This window comes from Actinomyces sp. oral taxon 175 str. F0384 (genome assembly GCF_000223355.1).
In the GTDB taxonomy this organism is placed as follows: domain Bacteria; phylum Actinomycetota; class Actinomycetes; order Actinomycetales; family Actinomycetaceae; genus Actinomyces; species Actinomyces oris.
Genome location: NZ_AFUR01000006.1, coordinates 327,407 through 351,264 on the forward strand (window position 1 = coordinate 327,407; position 23,858 = coordinate 351,264).

Genomic DNA, 23,858 nt, shown 5'->3' on the forward strand with positions numbered 1-23,858 from the left:
ACCTTCGCCCGCAGCGCCCCGGCACCTGTCACCTGGGCGTCACAGGCGGCGGCTACTCTCGCCCCGGTCCACTTCCGACCGGTCGCGGCGCGCGCACGCGCCCGCACCACTGACCACCACGCGCAGACACGTCATCGACACGCTAGGGAGCACTCATGACCGTCCAGTCCGCCCAGCCGGCTCAGGCAAGCCAGTCATCCCAGTCGGAGCAGGCTGACCAGCCCGACATCATCTACACCTGGACCGATGAGGCCCCGATGCTGGCGACCCACTCTTTCCTGCCGATCGTGCGCGGCTTCGCCCAGCGGGCGGGCGTGAGCGTGGGCACGGCGGACATCTCGCTGGCGGGACGCATCCTGGCGGCATTCTCCCTGGCCGACGACGACCTGGCCCGCCTGGGTGGGCTCACCCAGTCCCCGGCGGCCACGATCATCAAGCTGCCCAACATCTCGGCCTCCCTGCCCCAGCTCAAGGCCGCCATCGCCGAGCTTCAGGCCCTGGGCCACGAGATCCCCGACTACCCCGACTCCCCGGCCACGCCCGCCGAGCACGAGGCGCGCGCCGCCTACGACGCCGTCAAGGGCAGCGCTGTCAACCCCGTCCTGCGTGAGGGCAACTCGGACCGGCGCGCCCCGGCGGCCGTCAAGGCCTACGCCCGCTCCCACCCGCACTCGATGGGGGCCTGGTCGCCCCAGTCGCGCACCCGCGTGGCCACGATGGGGGCCGGGGACTTCCGGCGCAATGAGCGCAGCGTCGTCGTGCCCGAGGCCGGCACCCTGCAGATCCGGTTGCGCCCGGCCGACGGCGGCGAGCCGATCATCCTGCGGGAGTCGCTGCCGGTGACCGCCGGGGAGGTCGTGGACGCCACCTTCATGAGTGCCGCCGCCCTGGATGAGTTCCTCGCCCAGCAGGTGTCCGCCGCCAAGGATGAGGACCTGCTGCTGTCGGTGCACCTCAAGGCCACGATGATGAAGGTCTCCGACCCGATCATCTTCGGTCACGCGGTGCGCGCCGCCCTGCCGGGGGTCTTCTCCACCTACGGGAGGGTCCTGGCCGAGGCGGGTCTGCGGGCCGAGGACGGGCTGGCCTCGATCCTGGCGGGGCTGGACTCGCTGCCCCAGGGCGAGGAGATCCGCGCCGCCATCGAGGCCGAGCTGGCCGCCGGACCGCGCCTGTCCATGGTGGACTCCGATCGCGGCATCACGAACCTGCACGTGCCCAGTGACGTCATCATCGACGCCTCCATGCCCGCCATGATCCGGGCCGGCGGCCACCTGTGGGGGCCGGATGGCCAGACCTCGGACACGCTCGCCGTCATCCCGGACTCCTCCTACGCCGGGGTCTACCAGGCCGTCATCGATGACTGCCGCGCCCACGGGGCTCTGGACCCGGCCACCATGGGCTCGGTGCCCAATGTGGGTCTCATGGCCCGCAAGGCCGAGGAGTACGGCAGCCACGACAAGACCTTCCTCATCCCGGCCGACGGCACCGTGGAGGTCGTCGTGGTCGAGGGGGCGGGCGCTGCGCCCGGTGCGGTGCTGCTGTCCCACGAGGTGGCCACCGGCGACATCTGGCGGGCCTGCACCACGCAGGACGCCCCCGTGCGCGACTGGGTGCACCTGGCGGTCACGCGGGCCCGGGCCACCGGCGCCCCGGCCGTCTTCTGGCTGGACCCCGAGCGCGGGCACGACGCCGTCCTCATCGACCTGGTGAATCGTTACTTGGCAGATGAGGACACCGAGGGCCTGGACATCCGCGTGCTGGACCCGGTGGCGGCCACGCGCCTGTCCCTGGAGCGCGCCCGCCGCGGCGAGGACACGATCTCGGTGACCGGCAACGTGCTGCGCGACTACAACACGGACCTCTTCCCCATCCTCGAGCTGGGCACGAGCGCCAAGATGCTCTCGGTGGTGCCGCTGATGAATGGCGGCGGCCTCTATGAGACCGGGGCCGGGGGCTCGGCCCCCAAGCACGTGCGTCAGCTCCTCGAGGAGGACTACCTGCGCTGGGACTCCCTGGGTGAGTTCCTGGCCCTGGCTGAGGCCTTCCACCACGTGGCCCAGGTCAGCGGCAACGAGCGCGCCGAGGTCCTGGCCGACGCCCTGGAGGCCGCCACGGCCCGGCTGCTGGAGGAGAACCGCTCCCCGGCACGCCGCCTGGGGCAGGTCGACAACCGCGGCTCGCACGCCTGGCTGGCCCTGTACTGGGCCCGCGAGCTGGCCGCGCAGGAGACCAGCCCCGAGCTCGCCGCCGTCTTCTCCCCGATCGCCCAGCAGCTCGAGGCCTTCAATGACACGATCCAGGACGAGCTGCTGGCCGTCCAGGGCTCCCCGGTGGACATCGGCGGCTACTACCGCCCCGATGCGGCCCTGACCGACGCCGCCATGCGACCCTCGACCACCCTCAACGCGGTCATTGAGGCCCTGGCATGACCGATGCCCCCGGCGCCGCCGGCCCTGGCGTCCATGCGGCCCTTTCGGCCGGATCGGCCGAGCCGTGGCGGGCGCCGGCGGCGGCGGGGGCGCTGGAGGCCGTCGTGGAGCTGCCGGGGTCGAAGTCGCTGAGCGCGCGGGCCCTGCTCCTGGCCGCGCTCGCTGACGCGCCGACGACGCTCACCGGGCTCCTGCGCTCGCGCGACACCGAGCTCATGCTCGCTGCCCTGAGCGTGCTCGGTGCCCGCTTCGAGAACCTCGACGAGACCGGCACGCGCCTGCGCGTCACGCCGGCTCCCCTGCCGCTGCACGTGCAGACCGGATCCGACGGCGTCGGACGCATCGACGTCGGCCTGGCCGGGACCGTCATGCGCTTCGTGCCCGCTCTGGCCGCGCTGGCCGACGCCCCAGTCGTCTTCGACGGGGATGAGGCCGCCCGGCGCCGCCCCATGGCGCCTCTGCTCGACGCGCTGGCCACCCTGGGTGCGGAGGTCACCCACCTCGGTGAGCCCGGCTTCCTACCCTTCCGAGTCGGCCCCGGCGGCGGTGCCCTCCTACGAGCCGAGGGTGCTCGGGTGGCGGTCGACGGCTCGGCCTCCTCCCAGTTCGTCTCCGCCCTCCTGCTCCTGGGCGCCATCCTGCCCGGCGGCCTGGAGCTCACCCCCACCGGGCCGGTGCCCTCACTGACGCATGTGGGCATGACAGTGGCGACGCTGCGCGAGCGGGGCATCGCCGTGGACGAGCCTGCCCTCGGGGCCGGTGACGGCGAGCGCACCTGGCGGGTCCACCCCGGTCGCCCGCGCGGCGGGCAGGTGGCCATCGAGCCGGACCTGTCCAACGCAGGTCCCTTCCTGGCGGCCGCCCTCGTGGCCGGTGGCCGGGTCAGCGTCCCCCACTGGCCGGCGGCCACGACCCAGGCCGGTGACGCCTGGCGCGAGCTCCTCCCCCGCCTGGGCGGGAAAGTGGCACTCACCGACGGACTGCTCACGGCCAGCGGCACCGGGCGGCTGACCGGGATCCACGCGGACCTGTCCGACGTCGGCGAGCTGGCCCCCACGGTAGCGGCCCTGGCAGCGCTTGCCGGGGCGCAGGGCCACACCAGCACCCTCACCGGCATCGCGCACCTGCGCGGGCACGAGACCGACCGCCTGGCGGCCCTGGCCACCCAGATCCGCCTCCTGGGCGGGGACGCCGAGGAGAGCGACGACGGGCTCGTCATTCGCCCCGCCCCGCTGCACGGTGCCGCGCTGCGCTCCTACGCGGACCACCGGATGGCGACCTTCGCCGCCATCATCGGCTTGAGTGTGGACGGGGTGAGCCTGGACGACGTCGAGTGCACCTCCAAGACGCTGCCCGGCTTCACGGACCTGTGGGCCGCCATGCTGGCCACCTCCGGTGAGGGCGGTAGCGGACTCGCCACCGCATCGCACCGCGAGCCCGCAGCCCCGGGAGATGGCGCCTGATGGCCCGCCGCGACATCGGCACTGACGACCCGCGTGTGAGGGTCCGCCCCGGCCGGGGCTCGCGCCCGCGCACCAAGCAGCGCCCCAGCCACGCCGACGCGGCCCTGGGCATGGTCACCCGCATCGACCGCGGCCACTACCGGATCCGCCTGGACGACCCAAGCCTCACCGAGGACTCCATCGGCAACATCACCGCCATGAAGGCCCGCGAGCTGGGGCGGGGCAAGGTCGTCGTCGGCGACCGGGTCGCCGTGGTCGGGGACACCAGCGGCCGCAAAGGCACCCTGGCGCGCATGGTCCGCATCGAGGAGCGCACCACCCTGCTGCGCCGCAGCGCCGAGGACGGGGACGCCGCCGGCACCGAGAGGCCGATCGTCGCCAACGCCGCCAAGCTCGTCATCGTCACCGCCGTGGCCGACCCCGAGCCGCGCCCACGCATGATCGACCGATACCTCGTGGCCGCCTACGACGCCGGCATGGAGCCGCTCATCGTGCTCACCAAGACCGACCTGGCCGACGCCGCTCCGCTGACGGACCTCTACAGCCCCCTGGGCGTGCGCTGCCTGGCCACCCGACTGGACCCCCATGGGCCCGAAGCCGCCCCCTCCCAGAGCGGCGACGAGAGGCCCGACGACGGCGTCGAGGCGGTCCGCCAGGTGCTCGACGGCACCGTCTCAGTCCTCGTGGGCCACTCAGGGGTCGGCAAGTCCACGCTCATCAACGCACTCGTGCCCGGCGCCGACCGCGCCACCGGACACGTCAACGAGGTCACCGGCCGGGGCCGCCACACCTCCACCAGCCTTCAGGCCCTCGAACTGCCCGGGGGCGGCTGGGTCATCGACACCCCCGGCGTGCGTTCTTTCGGGGTTTCCCACGTCGGCAGCGCCGACGTCCTGAGGGGCTTTCCGGACCTGGCCCGCGTGGCCGAGGACTGTCCGCGCGGGTGCACCCACGAGGACGGCGTCGTCGACTGCGCCCTGGATGCCTGGACTGGCGCAGCGGACGGGCCGAACGCACCGGGAGCCTCAACCTCACCTGGGGAGCGGCGCGCGAGGGTGGAATCCTTCCGCCGGCTGCTGGCCCCCTCACTGGAGGCCGAGGACCCCACCCGCCCCTGAAGCACTCCCGACGGCGCGCGCAGAGCCCTTCCGGGCACGTCACAGTTTCGTCGACAGTAGGCCCTATAACCCTGAGAGTCGTTTGCCCTGGAACAGGGCGACGACCCGGCAAAAACGGCGTCAATACTGACTTTTTTCACGTTCCGCCAGAACCACTATTGGACACGGTGTGCTAAAAGTCACATCACGTAGCCGTTGCAGGATTCAACTACACACCGATTTTGACGGTTCCCACAAGCGAAAGCGCGTTAGTCTCAGGACATGCACAACCGTCCGACCCCTTCGCTTCCACGTCCCGCCCTGGGCGACCTGTCCGCACGCGCCAACCTCTCTGCGGCGCGCCGGCGCGTCCTGGAGGTCGTGGAGGCTTCTAACGACGCGATGACGGCCGTTCAGGTCGCCAGCGCCCTCAACCTGCACCACAACACCGTCCGTGAGCACCTCGACGCCCTGGTTGACGCCGGGTTCGTCACGGTGTCCACCAAGCCGACGGGCAAGCGGGGCCGCCCGGCCCTGCGCTACGCCTCAACGGCACCCGACCCCCAGCAGATGGTCGACGCCTACCTGCTGCTGCTCGACGCGATCGCCGACACCCTGGGCGAGGGCGAGGACGCCCGCGCCACCGCTCTGGAGATCGGTCGCCGGTGGGCCGAGCTGACCCCCGGCACCATCGCTGAGCCCACGGTCGACGGCGAGCAGGTGGACCGGGTCACCGCCCTCATCCCCTACCTGGCGGTCATGGGCTTCGCCCCAGAGGTTTCCGGAGACAGCGTCGTCCTGCGCTCCTGCCCGCTCATCACCCGCAACCACCAGCCGCGCGACCTGGTGTGCACCATGCACGAGGGTTTCCTCCGGGCCGTCGTCGGCCCCGACCCGGCCGCCTACGAGCGTCTCAAGTTCCTGCCCAACGGTCCTGACGGCTGCCAGATCAGCTCGGCTCAGCCCGTCGACACGGAGCCGGATCTCAAGATCGTCCACGCCGACGTCGCCTGAGCGCTCGGCCCCGACCGCACCACCTGTCCACCCGTCCACCACTTCTGAGATCGCAAGGCTTCGGCCCCGGGCACAGTCGCCCGGGGCCGAAGTGGCATTCGGTGGTGCTACGAGCCCTGGTCTGAGGCGCCCGCGGTTCAGGCGGTGACCTCCAGGACGCCGTGAGCGCCCTTCTCCATGTCGGCGAAGGAGTGCGTCACGAACACGTAGTGTCCCGGCTCGGAGGCGACGCACTCGACGAATCCACCCTGGGCCGGCTGCAGGCCGAGAGCCTGGGAGCCGCCGGACCAGGCGGCCCCGATCCGGTTCGGGCCGCCCAGGGTCCAGGCCCCCTCGAAGAAGACCTGGTCGAACTGCAGGCCGACGGCGTGGAACGACGTCGGAAGAGAGGGCCCGGCGGCCATGACCCAGAAGCGCACGCGCTCCCCGACCTTGGCCTTGAGCGGCTGCTGGTGGTACTGGAAGGCCACCCCATTGAAGGTCATGAGGTCGGGGGTCTTGGCGGCGATCTTGTCCGTGTTGGGCTCACCGCCCTCGGGACCGAGGTAGACCTCGGAGGCGACGATGACGTACTCGCGGTCCACGGCCGGCAGCCCCGGCGGGTCGATGATGACGGCCCCGTGCATGCCGGCGGCCAGGTGCAGGCTCATCGGCGAGGTGGAGCAGTGGTAGAGCCAGATCCCCGAGTGCTGGGCCGTGAAGGTGTAGACGAGGGACTCCCCGGGGTTGATCGAGCGCATCGCCTGATCGGGCGGGGTGATCCCGGCGTGGAAGTCCAGGGAGTGGCTCATCGTGCCATCGTTGACCAGGGTGATCTCGAAGGTGTCCCCTACCTTGCCGCGCAGGACGGGGCCGGGGACCTGCCCGTTGAAGGTCAGGCGCCGCTGGGTGACACCGGCGCCGACCGGCATGACCTGCTCCTTGACGGTGAAGGTGTGCCGGTGGGTCATGGGACCGCCGTCGGGACTGGTGGGGGCCGGTGGCAGGGCGGCGTCGAAGGCCTTGAAACCTGCGGGCAGCTGGGCCGAGTAGTCGGGAACCGCGTCCTTGCCGGAGCCGGCCGGCTTGCTCTGGCCACCGCCGTGCTGGTGGGCGCCGGCGGCCGCCCCGCCCGCGGTGACGTGGAAGACCATGCCCTGGGCGCGGTGGCCGGCGATGGAGCACCAGCCCTCGATCGGGCCCGCGACGATGCCGGCGTCGAGGGTGCCCTTGGCTCTGGCGGCGATGCGTCCGGTGGTCTGGCCGGTGGCCAGGACGAGGTCGTGGACCTGGTCGGCGGTGTTGTCCAGGGTGATGACGAGCCGGTCTCCGGGGGTGACGTCGACCGTGTCCGGCACGAACCGCAGGCCCTCCACCGTGATGGTGGCATTGACGGTGTTGCCGGTGGGCGTGACGTCCTGGGTGGTTCCGCCCTGACCCCGGTTGCCGATGACGCTGCCGACGACGACGGCCGCTCCGGCGGTGAGCAGCCCCATGAGAACGCCGCGGCGGTCGGCGGACTGGAGCAGGCCGCCCGAGGACGGTGCGGCAGTCCCGTCTCCCGCCGTCGGGCCGGCCCCGCTGGTCAGGGGCCGGCGGTTGCGGTCGATGGCGGGGGCGGTACCGGCCGTCACCGCTCGACGGTGGGCGCCCTCGGGCTTGCCGGCGCCCGTCGCCGCGCGCCCAGCAGTGTCGCCGGGGGCCTGAGCCGCAATGCCGGCGCCGCTGCTCTCGGTCTCCTGGGAGGCAGCGTCCTGAGAAGGGGCGTTCTCAGCGCCGGCAGACTCGGGAGCGGCGGCCTCATCAGGGGATGGTGCCTGTGCGTCGGACGTCTTCGTCATCGGGTTCCCCTTCGGGGCTGGGCGGACCGGTGGCCCGCGGGGTCGGAGGTGGTGGCGGCGTCGGCCGGGGTGCGTGGGGTACGCGGCGGGCGCTTGCGCTGGGAGACCTCGCGCAGGCTGAGGATCATGCCTGCCAGCAGGTAGGAGGTCACCAGTGCGGCCAGGGCACCGGCGACGACGCGCACCTGCCAGGGCGCCCCCGGGTAGAGCGCCAGCAGGAGGCAGGCGTTGGCTGCGGTGACCCGGTAGGCGGCGAAGCGGTCCATGATCGCGTTGGTGGCCCGGGTGGCCGCGGGGCCGCCGCCGAGCATCACCGGGGTGAGGTAGCTCAGGGCCGCCACGAGGATCTGCAAGGCGAAGCCTGCCGCCAGGGGCAGGCGCAGGGAGTGGATGACCTGGCGGGAGGCAGCGGCGTCGTCGGCCAGTGCCATGCGGGCCCCCAGGATGGCGACGCAGCCGACGAACCAGGCCACCGAGGCCGTGGCGGAGGCCGTGGCGAAGGAGGTCGGCGGGACCCGGCGGGCGGTGCGGTAGGCGGGCACAAGGACGGCGCAGGCACCACCGAGGTAGACCAGGGTGCCCAGACCCGCCAGGGGCGGCCACAGCCCGCAGGCGGCCACCAGCGCGGTGCCGCCCACGAGATAGGGCAGGCCGCGAGTGGTCCAGCGCGGTGCGACCGGCTCCATGGGGGTGCGCAGCATCGTGGGCCACAGGACCGTGAGCGTGCCCAGGACCGTGGTGCCCACGAAGCCCAGCAGCATGGTGGTCGTGTGGGCCAGGTAGAAGCCGTCGGCCAGGGCGGAGCGCCCGTGGGCGTTGGACCAGGAGATGAGGAAGCCCAGGAGCGCACCGGTGGCCAGCAGGACCAGGGCGACGGCGTAGTGGAGGGCCAGGGATGCCAGGCGCGGGGCGATGGCCCTGCGGTACTGCACGGTGATGGCCACGACACCCGCAATGGCCTGGGCCATGACGATACCCGCCCCGACGAGCGCCACCACCTGCTGGCCCATGGTGATGCCGGTGAGCACGACGGCGGTACCGAGGCTGTGGGCGTAGAGGCGCGTATCCAGGAGGGCCGCACCACCCAGAGCCGGGCGGTGCAGGAGGGTGTCGGCGAAGTGGGCGGACCAGATGGTGATGGCGCTGCCGATCCCGCCCAGGAGCAGGGCGTGCAGAGGCAGCCAGGTTCCCCAGGAGACCAGCGGGCCCACGATGGTCAGGGCCGCCAGGACCGCGGCAATGAGCAGCCAGGCCATGACCAGGGCGTTGCGACGTACCTGGGTGGTGCGCCGGGAGGGCTTCTTGGCCGGACGGCCCGGGCCGCTTACGCGTCCGGGGCCGGGAAGCGAGCCGGGCCGGGGGGCGGATCCGGTACCGGGAGAACCGATGGACAGGCTCATGCGGGGCTACCTCCCGTCTGCGACGTCGTCGATCCGGATGCCGCGGCCGCATCCGGCGGTCCGACCCGGACCGGCTTGCGGATGCTGCCGGAGGTCAGGACGCGCCCCAGGGTGAGGACCATGAAGACGAGGATCGCCGCCACTCCCACAGCACCGCCGACCTTCCAGACCGCGGAGGCCTCCGCCAGCAGGCCGACGACGCGCACCACCAGGCCGGCGTGCAGCAGAACGTAGGGCAGCCACATGAGCCGGTGGTAGGGCAGGGCCCGGTGGACGATCGCGGGGATGATGACCGGGGCGTGGGCCAGGATCATGGAGAAGGCGAAGCCCACCGTGATGCAGTGGATGACGATCTCGTAGGCGGCCCCGTTCAGGCCCTGCAGGCCCCACAGCGACCAGACCGCCCCGGCGAGGGCGAGCCACACGTAGCCGGCGAGCATGGAGGCCGCCATGAAGCGCACCCCGCCGCGCAGGCGGACCGTGCGTCGGGCGACGTCGTAGTAGGCCATGACGACGGCCAGTCCCAGCAGGGCCGGGCCAACCACGAGGTGGGAGCCCGGTGCGATGAGCAACAGGCAGGCACCCAGGACCGCCGCGCCGGAGAGCGCCTCGACGACGGTCTCCACCATCTCGTCGAGGAAGGCGATGCGGGCCAGCTCCAGGCGCTCGCCGATGATGGTGAGCGTGGGGAAGAGCAGCCACAGCGGGACGACGTCCTCCATGCCGCGCCCACCCAGCCACAGGACGTCCCCCAGCAGGAGGGCGGCCCCGCCCATGGCCTCGACGTCGACGGCGGCGCTGGGGGCGCGGCGGTGAACCCGCAGGTAGATGGCGCACAGGACGCCGGCGGCGCCGGCCACGAGTCCCCGGCCGACAACGTCGGGGGCACCGGCCAGGAGGGCCAGGCAGCCCGCGGCACTTCCCAGGGGGGCGAGGAAGGCCCAGGGGGTGCGGGCGGCGACCGCCCGTTCCAGGGCGATGACGGTCCCCAGGAAGCCGACGAGCATGAGGGGGCCGTGGAGCGCCGCCAGCTCGGCCCCGTTGACGGGGGCCGGCAGGCTGAGGCGCAGGAGGGCGGCGTTGAGTCCCATGAGGATGCAGGCGGCCCCCAGGGCCAGGGCCACCAGGCGCGGCGCCACGCGGCTGGTCAGCGCCCGGCTGAGTCGGTCCGTCTCCACGGACCAACCGTATCCAACGGCGCCGCAAACCCACGCACCACGCACTCACATCGACAGAAACTTCATAGACGACACGGCTCCGTGTCGTCTATGAAGTTTCGGTAGGTTTGAGTGGGGCTGGCCGCGCCAGCGGAGGTGGACAGTCGTTCCAGCAGAAGTGGACAGCCGTTCCACTGGCGGTGGACAGTCGTTCCAGCCGGCCCTGCGGTGGTAGTAAGGTCACGCACACCAGTACGAAACACTCCGAAGGAGAGCCCTATGAGCGAGAGCCCCGAGCTGCTGCCCGTCACTGAGAAGAAGTCCAGCTGCGGCTGCCACGAGCACAGCGACGAGCGCCTCACCCTGGACGCGCGCGCCATCCCGCACCGTCTGCGCCACGCCGCGGTCATTGGCGCCGCCTCCTCCCTCAACCCCGGTGAGGGCTTCGACCTGGTGGCCCCGCACGTGCCCACCCCTCTGCTGGCCCAGATCGACCAGCTGCCCTTCACCTTCCAGCACACGCTGCTGGAGCAGTCCGAGGGCTTCGCGCGCGTCGAGATCCTGCGCACCGCCTGATCCGCGCCTGAGCGCGACCGGCCGGCGGAAGGCACCCGCGGTCCCTAGCACTCGGCTTCGGCCATGGGCTCGGGGCCTCAACGGGCCTGGCTCCATACCGTCGGCGCGCTCCCGATATGCTCAACGCATGACGCCAGCACCACTCGATGCCGCGGTCGTCGGCCCGAGCAGGAGCCGTGGAGCCTCCGCGGACCTGCCTATGCCGACGACCCGGCCGGTGCTACCCGACCTGCCCGAACGTCCCGGCCTGTCGGCCCCGGCTGCCGACGGCGTCCCCCAGCAGCTGGTCGACCGCTACGGGCGCACCGTGCGCGACCTGCGCCTGTCCATCACGGACCGCTGCAACCTGCGTTGCACCTACTGCATGCCCGCGCAGGGTCTCCAGTGGTTGCCCACCCCGGATCTGCTGACCACCGCCGAGCTCACCCGCCTGGGGCGCATCGCCGTCGAGCGACTGGGAGTTGAGCGCATCCGCCTGACCGGTGGCGAGCCGCTCATGCGGCGCGACCTGGAGGAGATCGTCGGTGCACTGTCCGCACTGCGGACCTCGGCCGGGGCCAAGCCGGACATCGCCCTGACTACCAACGGCCTGGGCCTGGAGAAGCGGGCCGCCGGGCTGCGGGCGGCGGGCCTGGACCGCGTCAACATCTCCATCGACTCCCTGGACCCGCAGGACTACGCCGCCATCACTCGCCGTGACCGGCTCGCCGACGTCCTGACCGGGATCGCCGGCGCCCAGGAGGCCGGCCTGGACCCCATCAAGGTCAATGCCGTGGCCGTGCCCGCCACTGTGGAGGAGCGGGCGCCGCGCCTCCTGGCCGAGTGCCTGCGCCGTGGCTGGCAGCTGCGGTTCATCGAGCACATGCCGCTGGGACCGCGCGAGACCTGGAGCAGCCAGGACGTCGTCGGTGTCGATCAGATCCTGGAGGTGCTGCGGGAGGCCGGATTCACCCTCACCGAGGTGGGCCGCCCGGACCGTCGTCCGGCGGCGCTGTGGCGGGTCGCCGCCGGAAGCGCGTCGGGCCAGGAGCATCCGGCCGGGACGGTGGGCGTCATCGCCTCGGTCACCGCCCCCTTCTGCTCGGACTGCGACCGCACCCGCATCACGGCCGACGGACGCCTCATGACCTGCCTGTTCTCCAGCACCGAGACCGACCTGCGCGGCCCCATGCGCGCCGGGGCCGACGACGACGAGCTCATCCGCATCTGGGCCGGCGCAACCTGGGGCAAGCCCCGCGCGCACGGCTCGGACAGTCCCCACACCGAGAGCGACGGCTTCGCTCGCCCGCAGCGCACCATGTCGGCCATCGGTGGCTGACCCGAATCCTCAGGAGCCCCCTATGACGAAACCCTCCCCCGAGCTGTCGCCCCAGGCGGGCGCGCACGCCGGTCAGGCGCAGATCTCCGTGACCCTGCGCTACTTCGCCGCGGCCACGGAGGCCGCCGGACGTCCCGAGGAGCGCCTGGACCTGCCCGCCGGCACGACACTGGCGGCTCTGCGCGAGCGGCTCTCCGGTCGAGGCCTGGAGATGGCGCGGGTCATCCCGATCTGCAGCTTCCTCGTCAACTCGGTCTCCACCCCGGCGGACTCGCTCACGCCCCTGGCCGACGGCGACGCCGTCGACGTGCTCCCGCCCTTCGCCGGCGGGTGACGACCGCATCGAGCCGGGCGGTTGTCGCACATCCCGACCGTTCTTCCGGCCGGCTGCCCGAGACGTTCCCGACTCGGCGACACGACGTCAGGCGATGTTGCTCCACTGGCTCGAGCCGTCGGTGAAGGTCTGGCGCTTCCACACGGGCAGGCGCTCCTTGACCTCCTCGACGATCTGGCTGCACACGGCGAAGGCCTCGGCGCGGTGGTCGGAGCTGACGGCGACCGCGAGCGCCACCTCCCCGACGCTCAGGTCGCCGACGCGGTGAACGACCCCCAGGGCCCGCACCCGCCCCTGCTGGGCTACGTCCTGGGCGATCTGCTTAACGACCTGGCCGGCCGTGGGGTGACAGGAGTAGCCGATGCCGGTGACGGCGCGCTCGGCGTCGTGGTTGCGGACCACGCCCTCGAAGGTGACGACGGCGCCGGCGGCGGCGTCCTGGACGGCGTCGGCGAGCTCGGTGACGCTGACGGGGGCCTCGGTGACCTCGGCACGGACCACGCGGGCCATGGGAGCCGGGAGCTGCCGGCTGGGCTGGTCGGGGCTGGGCGTCACGGGGTCTCCTCGATCGGGGCGGCGGGCTGGGCATGATCGGATGGTCGGCCGCGAGCATACCCATGTGGGCTTCCCCGGCTGAACGGGCATGATAGGCCCCGGATGCTCGGGCACCGGCCCCGCGACCGCCCGCCTCGAGTCGCAGCCCACGGGGCGCTCGCCGAAGGAAGGACCGCTATGGCGCTGATGATTCCGCTGGAGGACTACCTCTCCCAGGTGCTGGAGGCCCTCTCGCCCCTTGAGGGCGGCCGTGTGCCACTGGGGCGAGCGCACGGACGGGTGCTGGCCGAGGACGTGACCGCCGTCGTGCCGGTGCCGCCGTGGACGAACTCGGCGATGGACGGCTACGCGGTGCGCGCGAAGGACACAACCGGCGCCTGCCCACAGACGCCCGTGGTTCTGCCGGTGAGCGGGGACGTTCCGGCCGGCGCCGCGCCGCAGCCCCTCGCGGAGGGAACCGCCCAGCGGATCATGACTGGGGCGATGCTGCCTGAGGGCGCGGACGCCGTGGTCAAGGTGGAGGACACCGACCAGGCTCCCGGCCCACACCCGATTCCCAAGCGCGTCGAGATCCGCGCGGCAGCGACCCCGGGCCTCAGCGTGCGCCGCACCGGGGAGGACGTGGCCGCGGGTGATCCGGTCATGGCGGCGGGGACGAGGCTGTCGGCGGCGGCCATCTCCGCCCTGGCCTCCGTGGGGCTCGGCTTAGTGCTGGTGCGGCCGCAGGTGCGCGTGGCGGTGGTGTCCACCGGGGCCGAGCTGCGTGACGCCGGCCAGGCGCTGGAGCCCGGGACGATTCCCGACTCCAACTCCCTGCTGCTGGCCGGGCTGGTCGCCGAGCACGGGGCCGTGTGCACGAGCGTGGCCCGCAGCGGCGACACGGCCGAGGCCCTGGCCGAGGTGCTGCGGCAGGCCGCGGCCGGCGCCGACCTCATCGTCACCTCCGGGGGCGTGTCCGCGGGAGCCTTCGATCCTCTGACGATGCTGGCGCAGGCGCAGCGGGGCGAGGAGGCCCCAGTGCACCTGGACTTCGTCAAGGTGGCCATGCAGCCGGGCAAGCCCCAGGGGCACGGCTGGGTCCTGGCCGACGACAGCCGGCGGGTGCCGATCATCTGCCTGCCGGGCAACCCGGTGAGTGTCCTGGTCTCCTTCACCACGATCGTGGCTCCGGCGCTGGCCCGCCTGGCCGGGCAGGATGCGGCAGGCGGCGCAGAGCCGCTTCCGGGGCGGCCTGTCCTGACAGCGCGCGCGGCGGTGGGCTGGCGGACCCCGCCGGGGCGGCGCCAGCACGTTCCGGTGCGCTTCACCGAGGCCCCCACCAGCAACGGAGCCAGTTCCGACGTCAGTTCCGACCTCGTTGACGGTGCGGGCCTCCCCTGGGTCACGCCCACCCACCGGCTGGGCTCCGGCTCGCACCTGGTGGCCTCGCTGCCCGCCGCGCAGGCGCTGGCGGTGGTGGCCGCCGAGGTCGAGGCGGTCGAGGTCGGCGACGAGCTGCCCCTCATCCCGCTGTCCGCCTCGTAGCGCCCGCCGGCCGCCCCTGAAGGCCGCCGGTACAAGCGACGAGCCACATCCACGACGCACGATCCCACCCCCAGTGAAGGAGCCCCTGTGACTACCCGCCCCGAGATCACCCTCACCCACCTGGACGAGGCGGGCGCCGCCTACATGGTGGATGTCACCGCCAAGACCCCGACCGTGCGCGAGGCCCGCGCCACCGCCTTCGTGGCCTGCTCGGAGGCGATCGTCGACGCCCTGCGCAGCGGCTCTGTCCCCAAGGGCGACGTGCTCGCCGTGGCCCGCGTGGCCGGGATCGCGGCGACGAAGAAGGTCCCCGAGCTCCTCTCCCTGGCGCATGTCATCGGCGTGCATGGGGCGCGCGTGGACCTGGAGATCGTCGACGGCGGCGTGCACATTGAGACCACGGTGCGCACGGCCGACCGCACGGGCGTGGAGATGGAGGCCCTCACCGCCGCTACCGTGGCGGGACTGGCGATCGTCGACATGGTCAAGGGAGTGGACCGGGGCGTCGAGCTGCGAGAGGCCAAGGTGGTCGCCAAGTCCGGGGGACGCTCAGGGGACTGGGTGCGCGGTGACCGCGGTGACCGCGGTGACGCCGCCTGAGCAGACGGTCGGCGCCATCATGAGCACCGCGGATGCGGCAGAAGTCACCGAGGTCGCCGAGACCGCCGACGTTGTCGTGCTGGCCGGCGGAACCGGCGCTCGGTTGGACGGAGCCTCCAAGCCCGACGTCGTCGCCCGGGGGCTGCGCCTGCTCGACCACGTGCTGGCCGGCCTGGAGCAGCTTCGCGAACAGGGCCTTCCGCTCGGGCGCGTGTGCGTTGTCGCCCCGGCAGAGGTCGCTCTGCCCGGAGGCGTCCTACGGGCGCTGGAGGACCCTCCCCTGGGAGGACCCGTCGCCGGGATCGGAGCCGGGCTGGATGTCCTAGGACGGAGCGCCCCGGTTGCGGGACTGGCCGGGATCCTCACCTGCGACGCGCCCTTGTCCTGGAGGGCGCTGCCGGCCCTGCACCGGGCGCTGGCGCAGACCGAGCCGGAGCTGGACGGCGTCTGCGCCCGCGACGGCGAGCACACCCAGTACCTGCTGGGCCTCTACCGTCGCCGAGCACTGGCCGCGTCCGTCGCCCCGGGCGGCACACCTCTGCGGGACACGGCTGTGCGCCGGGCACTCGGGACGCTCCGCGTCAGGGCCATCCCCACGGCTCGCGATGTCGTGCGGGATCTGGACACCTGGGCCGAGGTCCATTCCTGGGACTCGGGCCGCTCCGAGTAGCAGCCCGGCTCAATCCGAATCGCTCAGTAGTGCTCGAGCGTGCTCAGTGGTCGCCGCCGCCGAGCTGCTCCAGGACATGGGGCACCAGGGGGCCGACGACGGCAACGGTGTCCTTGACCCCACCGCGCGAGCCGGGGGCGTTGACGACCAGGGCGCCGTCGTCGCCGCGAGAGGTCACGCCTACCAGCCCGCGGGACAGTCCCGCCAGCGGTGTCTTGGTCAGCCCGTGGGCGCGGATCTGAGCCTCGATGCCCTCGATGCGGGTCTCCAGCAGTGGTGCCGTCGCCTCCGGGGTGAGGTCCCGAGGGGTCACCCCGGTACCGCCGGTGGTCAGGACCACCCGGGCGCCGCCGGCCACCGCCCGCCTGATCGCCTCACGCACCGGCTCAACACCGTCGGGCACGAGGTCCACCTTCTCGACGACGACGTCGTGCTCAGCCAGGAGGCGCTGGGCCAGCGGGCCGGAGAGGTCCTCTCTCTCACCGCTGACGCAGCGGTCGGAGACGGTGATGACGGCGCCCTTGACGGGCTCGGGCAGGGCCGCCAGGCCCTTCTGGACGATGGGGGTCTCACTCATGGACCCACCGTAGTCCGCATACACCCCGCGCGGCTCCTCCGTCTCCCACCCGGAGTTTCAAGGGCAACACGTCCCGATCCAACCGGCAACCTCAATTAGGCAACTAACATTGAACCTAATTCACCGCCCTTAGTCACCTCTGAGATGTCGGTTTCGCCTCGTATTGCTCAGACATTCGTCCCTTGCATGAAGATCTGACCAACTCAATGCATCATTGAGCGCGGTGTGAGTCCGCAGGCTTTCACCGACCCTCTCCAAACAGTCTCAGGTCCAGGGCGCTGTCGCCCAGCGGGCCGAGCCCCACAACAGCAGGAGCCCTATGTCCACGCTCGACACCTCCGGTCGCGTCCTCACAGGGTGGAACCCTGAAGAGCCGGAGAACTGGTCCGCGAAGATCGCCTGGACCACTCTGACCATCTCGACCTACTCGATGATCCTGGCCTTCTGCGTCTGGCTCCTCCCCAGCGCGATCGCCCCCAAGCTCACCGAGATCGGCTTCAAGCTCACTGAGAGCCAGCTGTACTGGCTCGCCGCCATGCCCGGCCTGTCCTGCGGCCTGATCCGCCTCATCTACATGTTCCTGCCGCCGATCGTCGGCACCCGCAAGCTCGTCGCATGGTCGTCCCTGCTCTACGCTCTGCCGATGCTCGGCTGGTTCTTCGCGGTGCAGAGCACCGAGACGAGCTTCGGGACACTGCTCGCCCTGGCCTTCGCCTGCGGGATCGGGGGCGGCTCGTTCTCCGGCTACATGCCCTCGACCGGCTACTTCTTCCCCAAGCGGCTGACCGGTACCGCCCTGGGGATCCAGGCGGGCGTCGGGAACATGGGAATGAGCATCATCCAGCTGCTGAGCCCCTGGCTCATGGGTTTCGGTCTGCTGGGCATCACCTGGATCGCCCCCCAGCACGCCGGCAGCGGCCAAGTGTGGGTCCACAACGTGGCCGTCTTCTTCATCCCGTGGACCATCGTGGCCGCGGTCCTCGCCTTCGCCCTGCTCAAGGACGTCCCGGTCAAGGCCAACATCCGCCAGCAGATCGATATCTTCACCAACCCCGACACCTGGTACATGACGCTCATGTACGTGGCGACCTTCGGGCTGTTCTCCGGGTTCGCCGCACAGTTCGGACTCCTCATCAAGAACACCTACGGGCCTGGCTCGCCCCTGGCCCACCACTTCGACAAGTCCCTGCTGCCCCTGGGTGCGACCTACGCCTTCCTCGGGCCGCTGATCGGGTCGGTGGTCCGAATGCTGTGGGGACCCCTGTGCGACCGCTTCGGCGGGGCCATCTGGACCTTCATCTCCATCGTGGGAATGGGCGCCACACTCGCCGTCACCACCTTCTACCTCCACCCGACCGATCCGGCGCAGTTCCCCGGCTTCCTGTGGTCCATGCTGGCGATGTTCTTCTTCTCCGGCCTGGGTAACGCCGGCACCTTCAAGCAGATGCCAATGATTATGCCCAAGCGCCAGGCCGGCGGCGCCATCGGCTTCACAGCCGCCGTTGGCAGCCTGGGCCCCTTCATCGTCGGCGTCGCCATCGCCTCCCTGGGCACCACCGCCTGGTTCTGGATCTCGGTCGCCTACTGCGCCGTGTGCGCGGTCATCTGCTGGCTGCGCTACGCGCGACCGGGAGCCCCGTTCCCGGGCTGAGTTCCCACATCCGGCATCCGTTCGGAACGCCCACAACTGTCTGACGGGCTCGGCGGCTCACGGCTCACCCGCCCGCCTGCCCCGTCGAGGGGGCAGCGCCCGCCCGGTCGCCATCGGCCGGACCGCCGCCAGCCAGCCAGCCCCAGGCTGACCACTGATGAACACAGACACACCATTGACCACCCACCAGCTTCACGGATCAAAGGACCATTGATGAGCACCACCGGCTCCCAGACCACCGGCCCCGGGATCGTCCCTGGGCCCGACCAGCAGGTCGAGAACGCCCCCGGACTGCTCACGTTGGGCTCGTACCTGCGTCGAGGACAAGCCTCTGCCGACGCCCGCCGCCTGTTCCTGACCGGAGGGCGCGAGGCCGACACCTTCTACCGCCACCGGTGGAGCCACGACAAGATGGTCCACTCCACCCACGGGGTCAACTGCACCGGGTCGTGCGCCTGGGAGGTCTACGTCTCCGACGGCATCATCACCTGGGAGAAGCAGATCACCGACTACCCCACCACGGGGCCGGACATGCCCGAGTACGAACCCCGCGGATGCCCGCGCGGTGCGGCCTTCTCCTGGTACACCTACTCCCCCACGCGCATCCGCTACCCCTACGTGCGCTCGGTCCTGCTGGACGCCTTCCGCGCCGCGAAGGCCGACAACGACGGCGACCCGGTCGCCGCCTGGGCGCAGGTCACCGGTGACCCCGCCACCGCCAAGGCATACAAGTCCGCCCGAGGCAAGGGCGGCATGGTCCGCGTGGGCTGGGACGAGGCCATGGAGATCGTTGCGGCCGCCTACGTCCACACCATCCGCGCCTGGGGCCCGGACCGGATCGCCGGCTTCAGCGTCATCCCGGCCATGTCCCAGGTCTCCTACGGAGCCGGAGGCCGCCTCCACGAGCTCATCGGCGGCACGATGCTCTCCTTCTACGACTGGTACGCCGACCTGCCCCCGGCCTCACCCCAGGTCTTCGGTGACCAGACCGACGTCCCCGAGGCCGGCGACTGGTACAACTCCCAGTACCTCATGATGTGGGGCTCCAACCTGCCGCTGACCCGCACTCCGGACGCCCACTTCATGACCGAGGCCCGCTACCACGGGCAGAAGGTCGTGGCCGTCTCCCCCGACTACGCCGACAACACCAAGTTCGCCGACCAGTGGCTGCGCGTGGCCCCGGGCACCGACGGCGCCCTGGCCCAGGCAATGGGTCACGTCATCCTCTCGGAGTTCCACGTCAAGCGCGAGGAGTCCTTCTTCCTGGACTACATGCGCCGTCACACCGACTCCCCCTTCCTCATCAGCCTGGATCCCTCCCCCGACGGCACCGGCTACGTGCCCGGGCGCTTCGTGACGGCCTCCGACGTCAACGGCGTCGCCACCGGCGCCCCGAAGAACGAGTTCCGCCCCCTCGTGTGGGACCGCGAGCGCGGCCCGGCCGACCCCGGCGGCACCCTGGCCGACCGCTTCACCCCCGAGGGTGAGGGCAAGTGGAACCTGCTCATGGAGGGTGTCGACCCGGTCATGAGCATCCTGGACCTGCACGGCCAGGGCCCCCAGGTTCAGGCCGCCGAGGTGCTCCTGCCCCGCTTCGACCTGCCCGGCTCCTCCACCCCCGAGGGCTCCGTGGGCGGCGGCGTCGTGCGCCGCGGCGTGCCGGTCACCCGCATCGGGGAGCGCATGGTCACCACCGTCTACGACCTGCTCCTGGCCCAGTACGCCGTCGAGCGCCCGTCCATGCCGGGCGAGTGGCCCGCGGACTACCAGGACGCCACTGTCCCAGGCACTCCCGCCTGGGCCAGCGAGATCACCGGCGTTCCCGGCCCCGCCATCATCCAGGTAGCGCGCGACTTCGCCCTCAACGCCGTGGAGTCCGGCGGCCGCTCCCAGATCGTCATGGGCGCGGGCATCAACCACTACTACCACGCCGACCAGATCTACCGGACGATCCTGGCGCTGACCTCCATGTGCGCCACCCAGGGCGTCAACGGCGGCGGCTGGGCCCACTACGTGGGTCAGGAGAAGGTCCGCCCGCTCAGCGGCTTCCAGCAGTACGCCTTCGCCCTGGACTGGCACCGCCCGGCCCGACAGATGATCTCCACCGGCTTCTGGTACCTCACCACCGACCAGTGGCGCTACGACAACACCTCCGCCGAGCGCCTGGCCTCCCCGCTGGGGCCCGGCACCCTGGCGGGCAAGACCACGACCGACGCCATGGTCGAAGCCATGAAGCGCGGGTGGACGCCGTCCTACCCGACCTTCAACCGCAGCCCGCTGCTCCTGGGCCAGCAGGCCGCCGAGGCGGGCATGGACCCCAAGGACTACATCGTCGAGCAGCTGCGCTCCGGTGAGCTGCGCTTCGCCTGCGAGGACCCCGACGCCCCCGAGAACTTCCCGCGCATCCTGTGCTCGTGGCGCACGAACCTGCTGGGCAGCTCGGCCAAGGGCACGGAGTTCTTCCTGCGCCACATGGTGGGCGCGGATAACGACGTCAACGCCGTCGAGACCCCGGCCGAGCAGCGGCCCGCCTCGGTGACCTGGCGCGACGAGGCCCCCGTGGGCAAGCTCGACCTCATGTGGACCGCGGACTTCCGCAACACCTCCACCACCCTGCACTCCGACGTCGTCCTGCCGGCGGCCACCTGGTACGAGAAGCACGACATCTCCTCGACCGACATGCACCCCTTCGTGCATTCCTTCAACGCGGCCATCGACCCGCCCTGGGAGGCGCGCACCGACTTCCAGGTCTTCCAGACTCTGGCCGGGCTCATCTCCGCCTGGGCGCCGCGCTACCTGGGCACCCAGACCGACGTCGTCGCCGCGCCCCTGACGCACGACACCCCCGACGCCCTGACGATGGCGCACGGTGACGTGTCCTCCCTCCCCCAGGAGTGGGTGCCGGGAGTGACGATGCCCAAGCTGGTGCCCACCGAGCGCGACTACACCCAGATCCGGTCCAAGTTCGACGCCCTGGGCCCCCTGGCCGAGAAGCTGGGGATTCCCTGCAAGGGCATCATGCTCAAGCCGGGTCCGGAGGTGGAGCGCCTGGCCCGCAACCACGGGGTCTCCTCCGACGGCGTGGCCGCCGGCCGGCCGCTGCTCGACACCGACATCCGTGCCGCCGACGCCATCTTCACGCTGTCGGGCACCACCAACGGGCGCATCGCCACTGAGGGCTGGGACACGCTGTCCAAGCGCACCGGCACCCCGCTGGTCGAGCTCAGCGAGGAGGAGGCAGGCAAACACATCTCCTTCGCCGACACCCAAGTCAAGCCCCAGGGAGTCATCACCTCCCCGGAGTGGTCCGGCTCCGAGCACGGCGGACGGCGCTACTCGGCCTTCGTGGTCAACGTGGAGCACGCCAAGCCCTGGCACACCCTGACCGGGCGCATGCACTACTACCTCGACCACGACTGGATGCGAGACATGGGCGAGTCCCTGCCGATCTTCCGGCCGCCACTGGACTTCCACGCCCTGTACGGGGAGGCCGCACCGGGCGCGGTGTCCACGAGCCAGGCGGGCACGGCGGAGGTCGCAGTGCGCTACATCACCGCGCACAACAAGTGGGCGATCCACTCGCAGTACTTCGACAACCTGCACATGCTCACGCTGGGACGCGGGGGCCAGACCATCTGGATGAGCCCCCAGGACGCCGACAAGATCGGCGTCAAGGACAACGAGTGGGTTGAGGCCTACAACCGCAACGGCATCGTGGCGGCGCGCGCCATTGTCTCCCACCGCATCCCCGAGGGCATGGTCTTCATGCACCACGCCCAGGAGCGCACCATGAACACCCCGCTGACTGAGACCAGCGGCAGGCGAGGCGGGACGCACAACTCCCTGACCCGGATCGTGCTCAAGCCCAGCCACTTCGCAGGCGGCTACGGGCAGCTGTCCTACGCCTTCAACTACATCGGCCCCACGGGCAACAACCGCGACGAGGTCACGCTTATCCGTCGCCGCAGCAACCAGGAGGTGACTTTCTGATGAAGGTCATGGCCCAGATCGCAATGGTGATGAACCTCGACAAGTGCATCGGCTGCCACACCTGTTCAGTGACCTGCAAGCAGGCCTGGACCAACCGCGAGGGCACCGAGTACATGTGGTTCAACAACGTCGAGACCCGCCCTGGTGTCGGCTACCCCAAGGGCTGGGAGGACCAGGACACCTGGCGCGGCGGCTGGGAGCGCACGGCCTCGGGCCGCCTGCGGCCCCGCTCGGGCGGGCGCCTGCGCCGGCTGGTCAACATCTTCGCCAACCCGGAGATGCCCACGGTCGAGGACTACTACGAGCCGTGGACCTACGAGTACGACAAGCTGCTCTCGGCCCCCAAGGACTCCCCGGCGATTCCGGTGGCGCGTGCCAAGAGCCAGCTGACCGGCGAGTACATGCCCACCATCAAGTGGGGTCCCAACTGGGACGACGACCTGGGCGGCTCCATGGAGACCCTCCAGCAGGACCCGATCATCGAGGCGATGAGCACGAAGGTGCGCACCGACATCGAGTCGGCCTTCATGTTCTACCTGCCGCGCATCTGCGAGCACTGCCTCAACCCCACCTGCGTGTCCGCCTGCCCGTCGGGCGCCATGTACAAGCGCACCGAGGACGGCATCGTTCTGGTGGACCAGGACGCCTGCCGCGGCTGGCGCATGTGTGTGTCCGCCTGCCCTTACAAGAAGGTCTACTTCAACCACGCCACCGGCAAGGCCGAGAAGTGCACCCTGTGCTACCCGCGCCTGGAGATCGGCCAGCCCACCGTGTGCTCGGAGACCTGCGTGGGCCGCCTGCGCTACCTGGGTGTCCTCCTCTACGACGCCGATCGCGTCTCGCAGGCCGCCGCCGTCAAGGACCCGCAGGACCTGTACATGGCCCAGCGCGAGATCCTCCTCAACCCCCACGACCCCGAGGTCGTGGCGGGCGCGCGCGCCGAGGGCGTGCCGGACAACTGGATCGAGGCGGCTCAGGCCTCCCCCATCTGGGACCTCATCGACACCTACGAGGTGGCCCTGCCCCTGCACCCCGAGTACCGCACCATGCCGATGGTCTGGTACATCCCGCCGCTCTCCCCCGTCGTGGACGAGGTCGCGGCAGCCGGCCTGGACGGCGAGAACTACAAGGTGCTGCTCACGGCCGTCTCCGACATGCGCATTCCGCTGGAGTACCTGGCGGGGCTGTTCACGGCCGGCGAGACCAACACGGTCGAGCTCGTGCTGCGGCGCCTGGCCGCGATGCGCTCCCACATGCGCGACGTGCGCCTGGGCCGCGAGCCCGACCCGGCCATCGCCGCCGCCGTGGGCCTGGACGGCAAGAAGCTGGAGGCCATGTACCGCCTGCTGGCCATTGCCAAGTACGACGACCGCTACGTCATCCCCACCGCCAAGCCCGAGGTCCCCCGCGGCATGGAGTCCATGGGCAACGACGTCATGACCCTTCTGGGTGAGGGGGCCCCGGCCGGGTGCCACCCCGACGTCGCCTCCTTCCACGGCCAGGGCGGCGGCGCTATGAACGGCGGCCCGGTGAGCCTGCCGCTGCCGACCGTGCGCCGCGAGCCGGTGCCGGCCGCTGGCCCGGGCATGCCGCAGGTCGGTGTGCCTGAGCCGGTGGGGCAGGCCCCGGCGGACGACTCCTCGACCGGCCCGGCGGTCGCGGCCCCCAGGGACCTCTGAG

18 protein-coding genes are annotated in these 23,858 nt (G+C 71.4%); 13 read left to right on the plus strand and 5 right to left on the minus strand.

Features of this window, described 5'->3' with window-relative positions; all coding sequences use genetic code 11:
• Positions 1–155: 155 nt before the first annotated feature.
• The 4 genes from HMPREF9058_RS10005 (at position 156) to HMPREF9058_RS10020 (ending at position 6,006) form a co-directional block, all read left to right on the plus strand.
• The gene (locus HMPREF9058_RS10005) at positions 156–2,432 is read left to right on the plus strand and encodes an NADP-dependent isocitrate dehydrogenase (RefSeq protein WP_009407132.1); all 2,277 of its coding nucleotides are present in this window, start codon (positions 156–158) and stop codon (positions 2,430–2,432) included.
• Positions 2,429–3,895 (plus strand): 3-phosphoshikimate 1-carboxyvinyltransferase, encoded by a 1,467-nt coding sequence (gene aroA / locus HMPREF9058_RS10010; protein ID WP_009747808.1) that lies wholly within the window; start codon positions 2,429–2,431, stop codon positions 3,893–3,895. Before HMPREF9058_RS10005 ends, aroA begins: the two co-directional genes overlap by 4 nt.
• Entirely contained in the window at positions 3,895–5,013 is a 1,119-nt protein-coding gene (gene rsgA, locus HMPREF9058_RS10015; protein ID WP_009747768.1) for a ribosome small subunit-dependent GTPase A, read from the plus strand. The genes aroA and rsgA overlap by 1 nt, the downstream gene beginning before the upstream one ends.
• Positions 5,014–5,274: 261 nt before the next feature.
• Positions 5,275–6,006, plus strand: coding sequence for a metalloregulator ArsR/SmtB family transcription factor (locus HMPREF9058_RS10020; protein WP_009406985.1), 732 nt, complete (start codon positions 5,275–5,277; stop codon positions 6,004–6,006).
• 137 nt (positions 6,007–6,143) lie between these two features.
• On the opposite strand, the gene HMPREF9058_RS10025 is transcribed toward HMPREF9058_RS10020, so the two are convergent.
• From HMPREF9058_RS10025 to HMPREF9058_RS10035, 3 genes are read right to left on the minus strand one after another with little or no spacing between them, the layout of a single operon-like run.
• Entirely contained in the window at positions 6,144–7,826 is a 1,683-nt protein-coding gene (locus HMPREF9058_RS10025) for a multicopper oxidase domain-containing protein (RefSeq protein WP_009407286.1), read from the minus strand.
• Positions 7,823–9,226: a hypothetical protein gene (locus HMPREF9058_RS10030; protein ID WP_009747719.1), complete on the minus strand. Its 1,404-nt coding sequence runs from the start codon at positions 9,224–9,226 to the stop codon at positions 7,823–7,825. The genes HMPREF9058_RS10025 and HMPREF9058_RS10030 overlap by 4 nt, the downstream gene beginning before the upstream one ends.
• Positions 9,223–10,404: a membrane protein gene (locus tag HMPREF9058_RS10035; RefSeq protein ID WP_009747819.1), complete on the minus strand. Its 1,182-nt coding sequence runs from the start codon at positions 10,402–10,404 to the stop codon at positions 9,223–9,225. The genes HMPREF9058_RS10030 and HMPREF9058_RS10035 overlap by 4 nt, the downstream gene beginning before the upstream one ends.
• A 258-nt stretch (positions 10,405–10,662) precedes the next feature.
• Between HMPREF9058_RS10035 and HMPREF9058_RS10040 the strand changes: the two genes are divergently transcribed.
• From HMPREF9058_RS10040 to HMPREF9058_RS10050, 3 genes are all read left to right on the plus strand, one after another.
• Entirely contained in the window at positions 10,663–10,959 is a 297-nt protein-coding gene (locus HMPREF9058_RS10040; protein ID WP_003785642.1) for a DUF2249 domain-containing protein, read from the plus strand.
• A gap of 127 nt (positions 10,960–11,086) precedes the next feature.
• The gene (gene moaA / locus HMPREF9058_RS10045; RefSeq protein ID WP_009747899.1) at positions 11,087–12,277 is read left to right on the plus strand and encodes a GTP 3',8-cyclase MoaA; all 1,191 of its coding nucleotides are present in this window, start codon (positions 11,087–11,089) and stop codon (positions 12,275–12,277) included.
• Positions 12,278–12,299: 22 nt separating this feature from the next.
• Complete coding sequence (locus HMPREF9058_RS10050; RefSeq protein ID WP_009407337.1) at positions 12,300–12,611, plus strand: MoaD/ThiS family protein; 312 nt, start codon at positions 12,300–12,302, stop codon at positions 12,609–12,611.
• A gap of 87 nt (positions 12,612–12,698) precedes the next feature.
• Here the strand turns inward: HMPREF9058_RS10050 and HMPREF9058_RS10055 are convergent, their stop codons facing one another.
• Positions 12,699–13,112: a molybdenum cofactor biosynthesis protein MoaE gene (locus HMPREF9058_RS10055; protein ID WP_043538295.1), complete on the minus strand. Its 414-nt coding sequence runs from the start codon at positions 13,110–13,112 to the stop codon at positions 12,699–12,701.
• 231 nt (positions 13,113–13,343) lie between these two features.
• Between HMPREF9058_RS10055 and glp the strand changes: the two genes are divergently transcribed.
• The 3 genes from glp to HMPREF9058_RS10070 all read left to right on the plus strand — a co-directional run bounded on the left by glp (position 13,344) and on the right by HMPREF9058_RS10070 (position 15,960).
• Positions 13,344–14,690, plus strand: a complete 1,347-nt coding sequence (gene glp / locus HMPREF9058_RS10060; RefSeq protein WP_009747738.1) for a gephyrin-like molybdotransferase Glp — start codon at positions 13,344–13,346, stop codon at positions 14,688–14,690.
• An 87-nt stretch (positions 14,691–14,777) separates the two neighbouring features.
• A complete protein-coding gene (gene moaC / locus HMPREF9058_RS10065) occupies positions 14,778–15,290 on the plus strand; it encodes a cyclic pyranopterin monophosphate synthase MoaC (RefSeq protein WP_009747780.1) in 513 nt (170 codons plus the stop codon).
• Between the two features lie 19 nt (positions 15,291–15,309).
• Positions 15,310–15,960, plus strand: coding sequence for a molybdenum cofactor guanylyltransferase (locus HMPREF9058_RS10070; protein ID WP_043538299.1), 651 nt, complete (start codon positions 15,310–15,312; stop codon positions 15,958–15,960).
• A gap of 43 nt (positions 15,961–16,003) precedes the next feature.
• Here the strand turns inward: HMPREF9058_RS10070 and HMPREF9058_RS10075 are convergent, their stop codons facing one another.
• Complete coding sequence (locus HMPREF9058_RS10075) at positions 16,004–16,537, minus strand: molybdenum cofactor biosynthesis protein B (protein ID WP_043538155.1); 534 nt, start codon at positions 16,535–16,537, stop codon at positions 16,004–16,006.
• Between the two features lie 319 nt (positions 16,538–16,856).
• On the opposite strand from HMPREF9058_RS10075, the gene HMPREF9058_RS10080 reads away from it, so the two are divergent.
• From HMPREF9058_RS10080 to narH, 3 genes are all read left to right on the plus strand, one after another.
• Positions 16,857–18,188, plus strand: a complete 1,332-nt coding sequence (locus HMPREF9058_RS10080; RefSeq protein ID WP_009407059.1) for a NarK/NasA family nitrate transporter — start codon at positions 16,857–16,859, stop codon at positions 18,186–18,188.
• 213 nt (positions 18,189–18,401) lie between these two features.
• Complete coding sequence (locus tag HMPREF9058_RS10085; RefSeq protein ID WP_009747853.1) at positions 18,402–22,178, plus strand: nitrate reductase subunit alpha; 3,777 nt, start codon at positions 18,402–18,404, stop codon at positions 22,176–22,178.
• Entirely contained in the window at positions 22,178–23,857 is a 1,680-nt protein-coding gene (gene narH / locus HMPREF9058_RS10090) for a nitrate reductase subunit beta (protein WP_009747919.1), read from the plus strand. The genes HMPREF9058_RS10085 and narH overlap by 1 nt, the downstream gene beginning before the upstream one ends.
• The last annotated feature ends 1 nt before the right edge of the window (position 23,858 follow it).

Coding starts and splice junctions, on each gene's coding strand:
- aroA (WP_009747808.1), top strand. CDS start 2,429: ATGACCGATGCCCCCGGCGCCGCCGGCCCTGGCGTCCATGCGGCCCTT.
- HMPREF9058_RS10025 (WP_009407286.1), bottom strand. CDS start 7,826: ATGACGAAGACGTCCGACGCACAGGCACCATCCCCTGATGAGGCCGCC.
- HMPREF9058_RS10030 (WP_009747719.1), bottom strand. CDS start 9,226: ATGAGCCTGTCCATCGGTTCTCCCGGTACCGGATCCGCCCCCCGGCCC.
- HMPREF9058_RS10070 (WP_043538299.1), top strand. CDS start 15,310: ATGAGCACCGCGGATGCGGCAGAAGTCACCGAGGTCGCCGAGACCGCC.
- HMPREF9058_RS10005 (WP_009407132.1), top strand. CDS start 156: ATGACCGTCCAGTCCGCCCAGCCGGCTCAGGCAAGCCAGTCATCCCAG.
- glp (WP_009747738.1), top strand. CDS start 13,344: ATGGCGCTGATGATTCCGCTGGAGGACTACCTCTCCCAGGTGCTGGAG.
- HMPREF9058_RS10020 (WP_009406985.1), top strand. CDS start 5,275: ATGCACAACCGTCCGACCCCTTCGCTTCCACGTCCCGCCCTGGGCGAC.
- narH (WP_009747919.1), top strand. CDS start 22,178: ATGAAGGTCATGGCCCAGATCGCAATGGTGATGAACCTCGACAAGTGC.
- HMPREF9058_RS10050 (WP_009407337.1), top strand. CDS start 12,300: ATGACGAAACCCTCCCCCGAGCTGTCGCCCCAGGCGGGCGCGCACGCC.
- HMPREF9058_RS10075 (WP_043538155.1), bottom strand. CDS start 16,537: ATGAGTGAGACCCCCATCGTCCAGAAGGGCCTGGCGGCCCTGCCCGAG.
- HMPREF9058_RS10080 (WP_009407059.1), top strand. CDS start 16,857: ATGTCCACGCTCGACACCTCCGGTCGCGTCCTCACAGGGTGGAACCCT.
- HMPREF9058_RS10085 (WP_009747853.1), top strand. CDS start 18,402: ATGAGCACCACCGGCTCCCAGACCACCGGCCCCGGGATCGTCCCTGGG.
- HMPREF9058_RS10040 (WP_003785642.1), top strand. CDS start 10,663: ATGAGCGAGAGCCCCGAGCTGCTGCCCGTCACTGAGAAGAAGTCCAGC.
- moaA (WP_009747899.1), top strand. CDS start 11,087: ATGACGCCAGCACCACTCGATGCCGCGGTCGTCGGCCCGAGCAGGAGC.
- rsgA (WP_009747768.1), top strand. CDS start 3,895: ATGGCCCGCCGCGACATCGGCACTGACGACCCGCGTGTGAGGGTCCGC.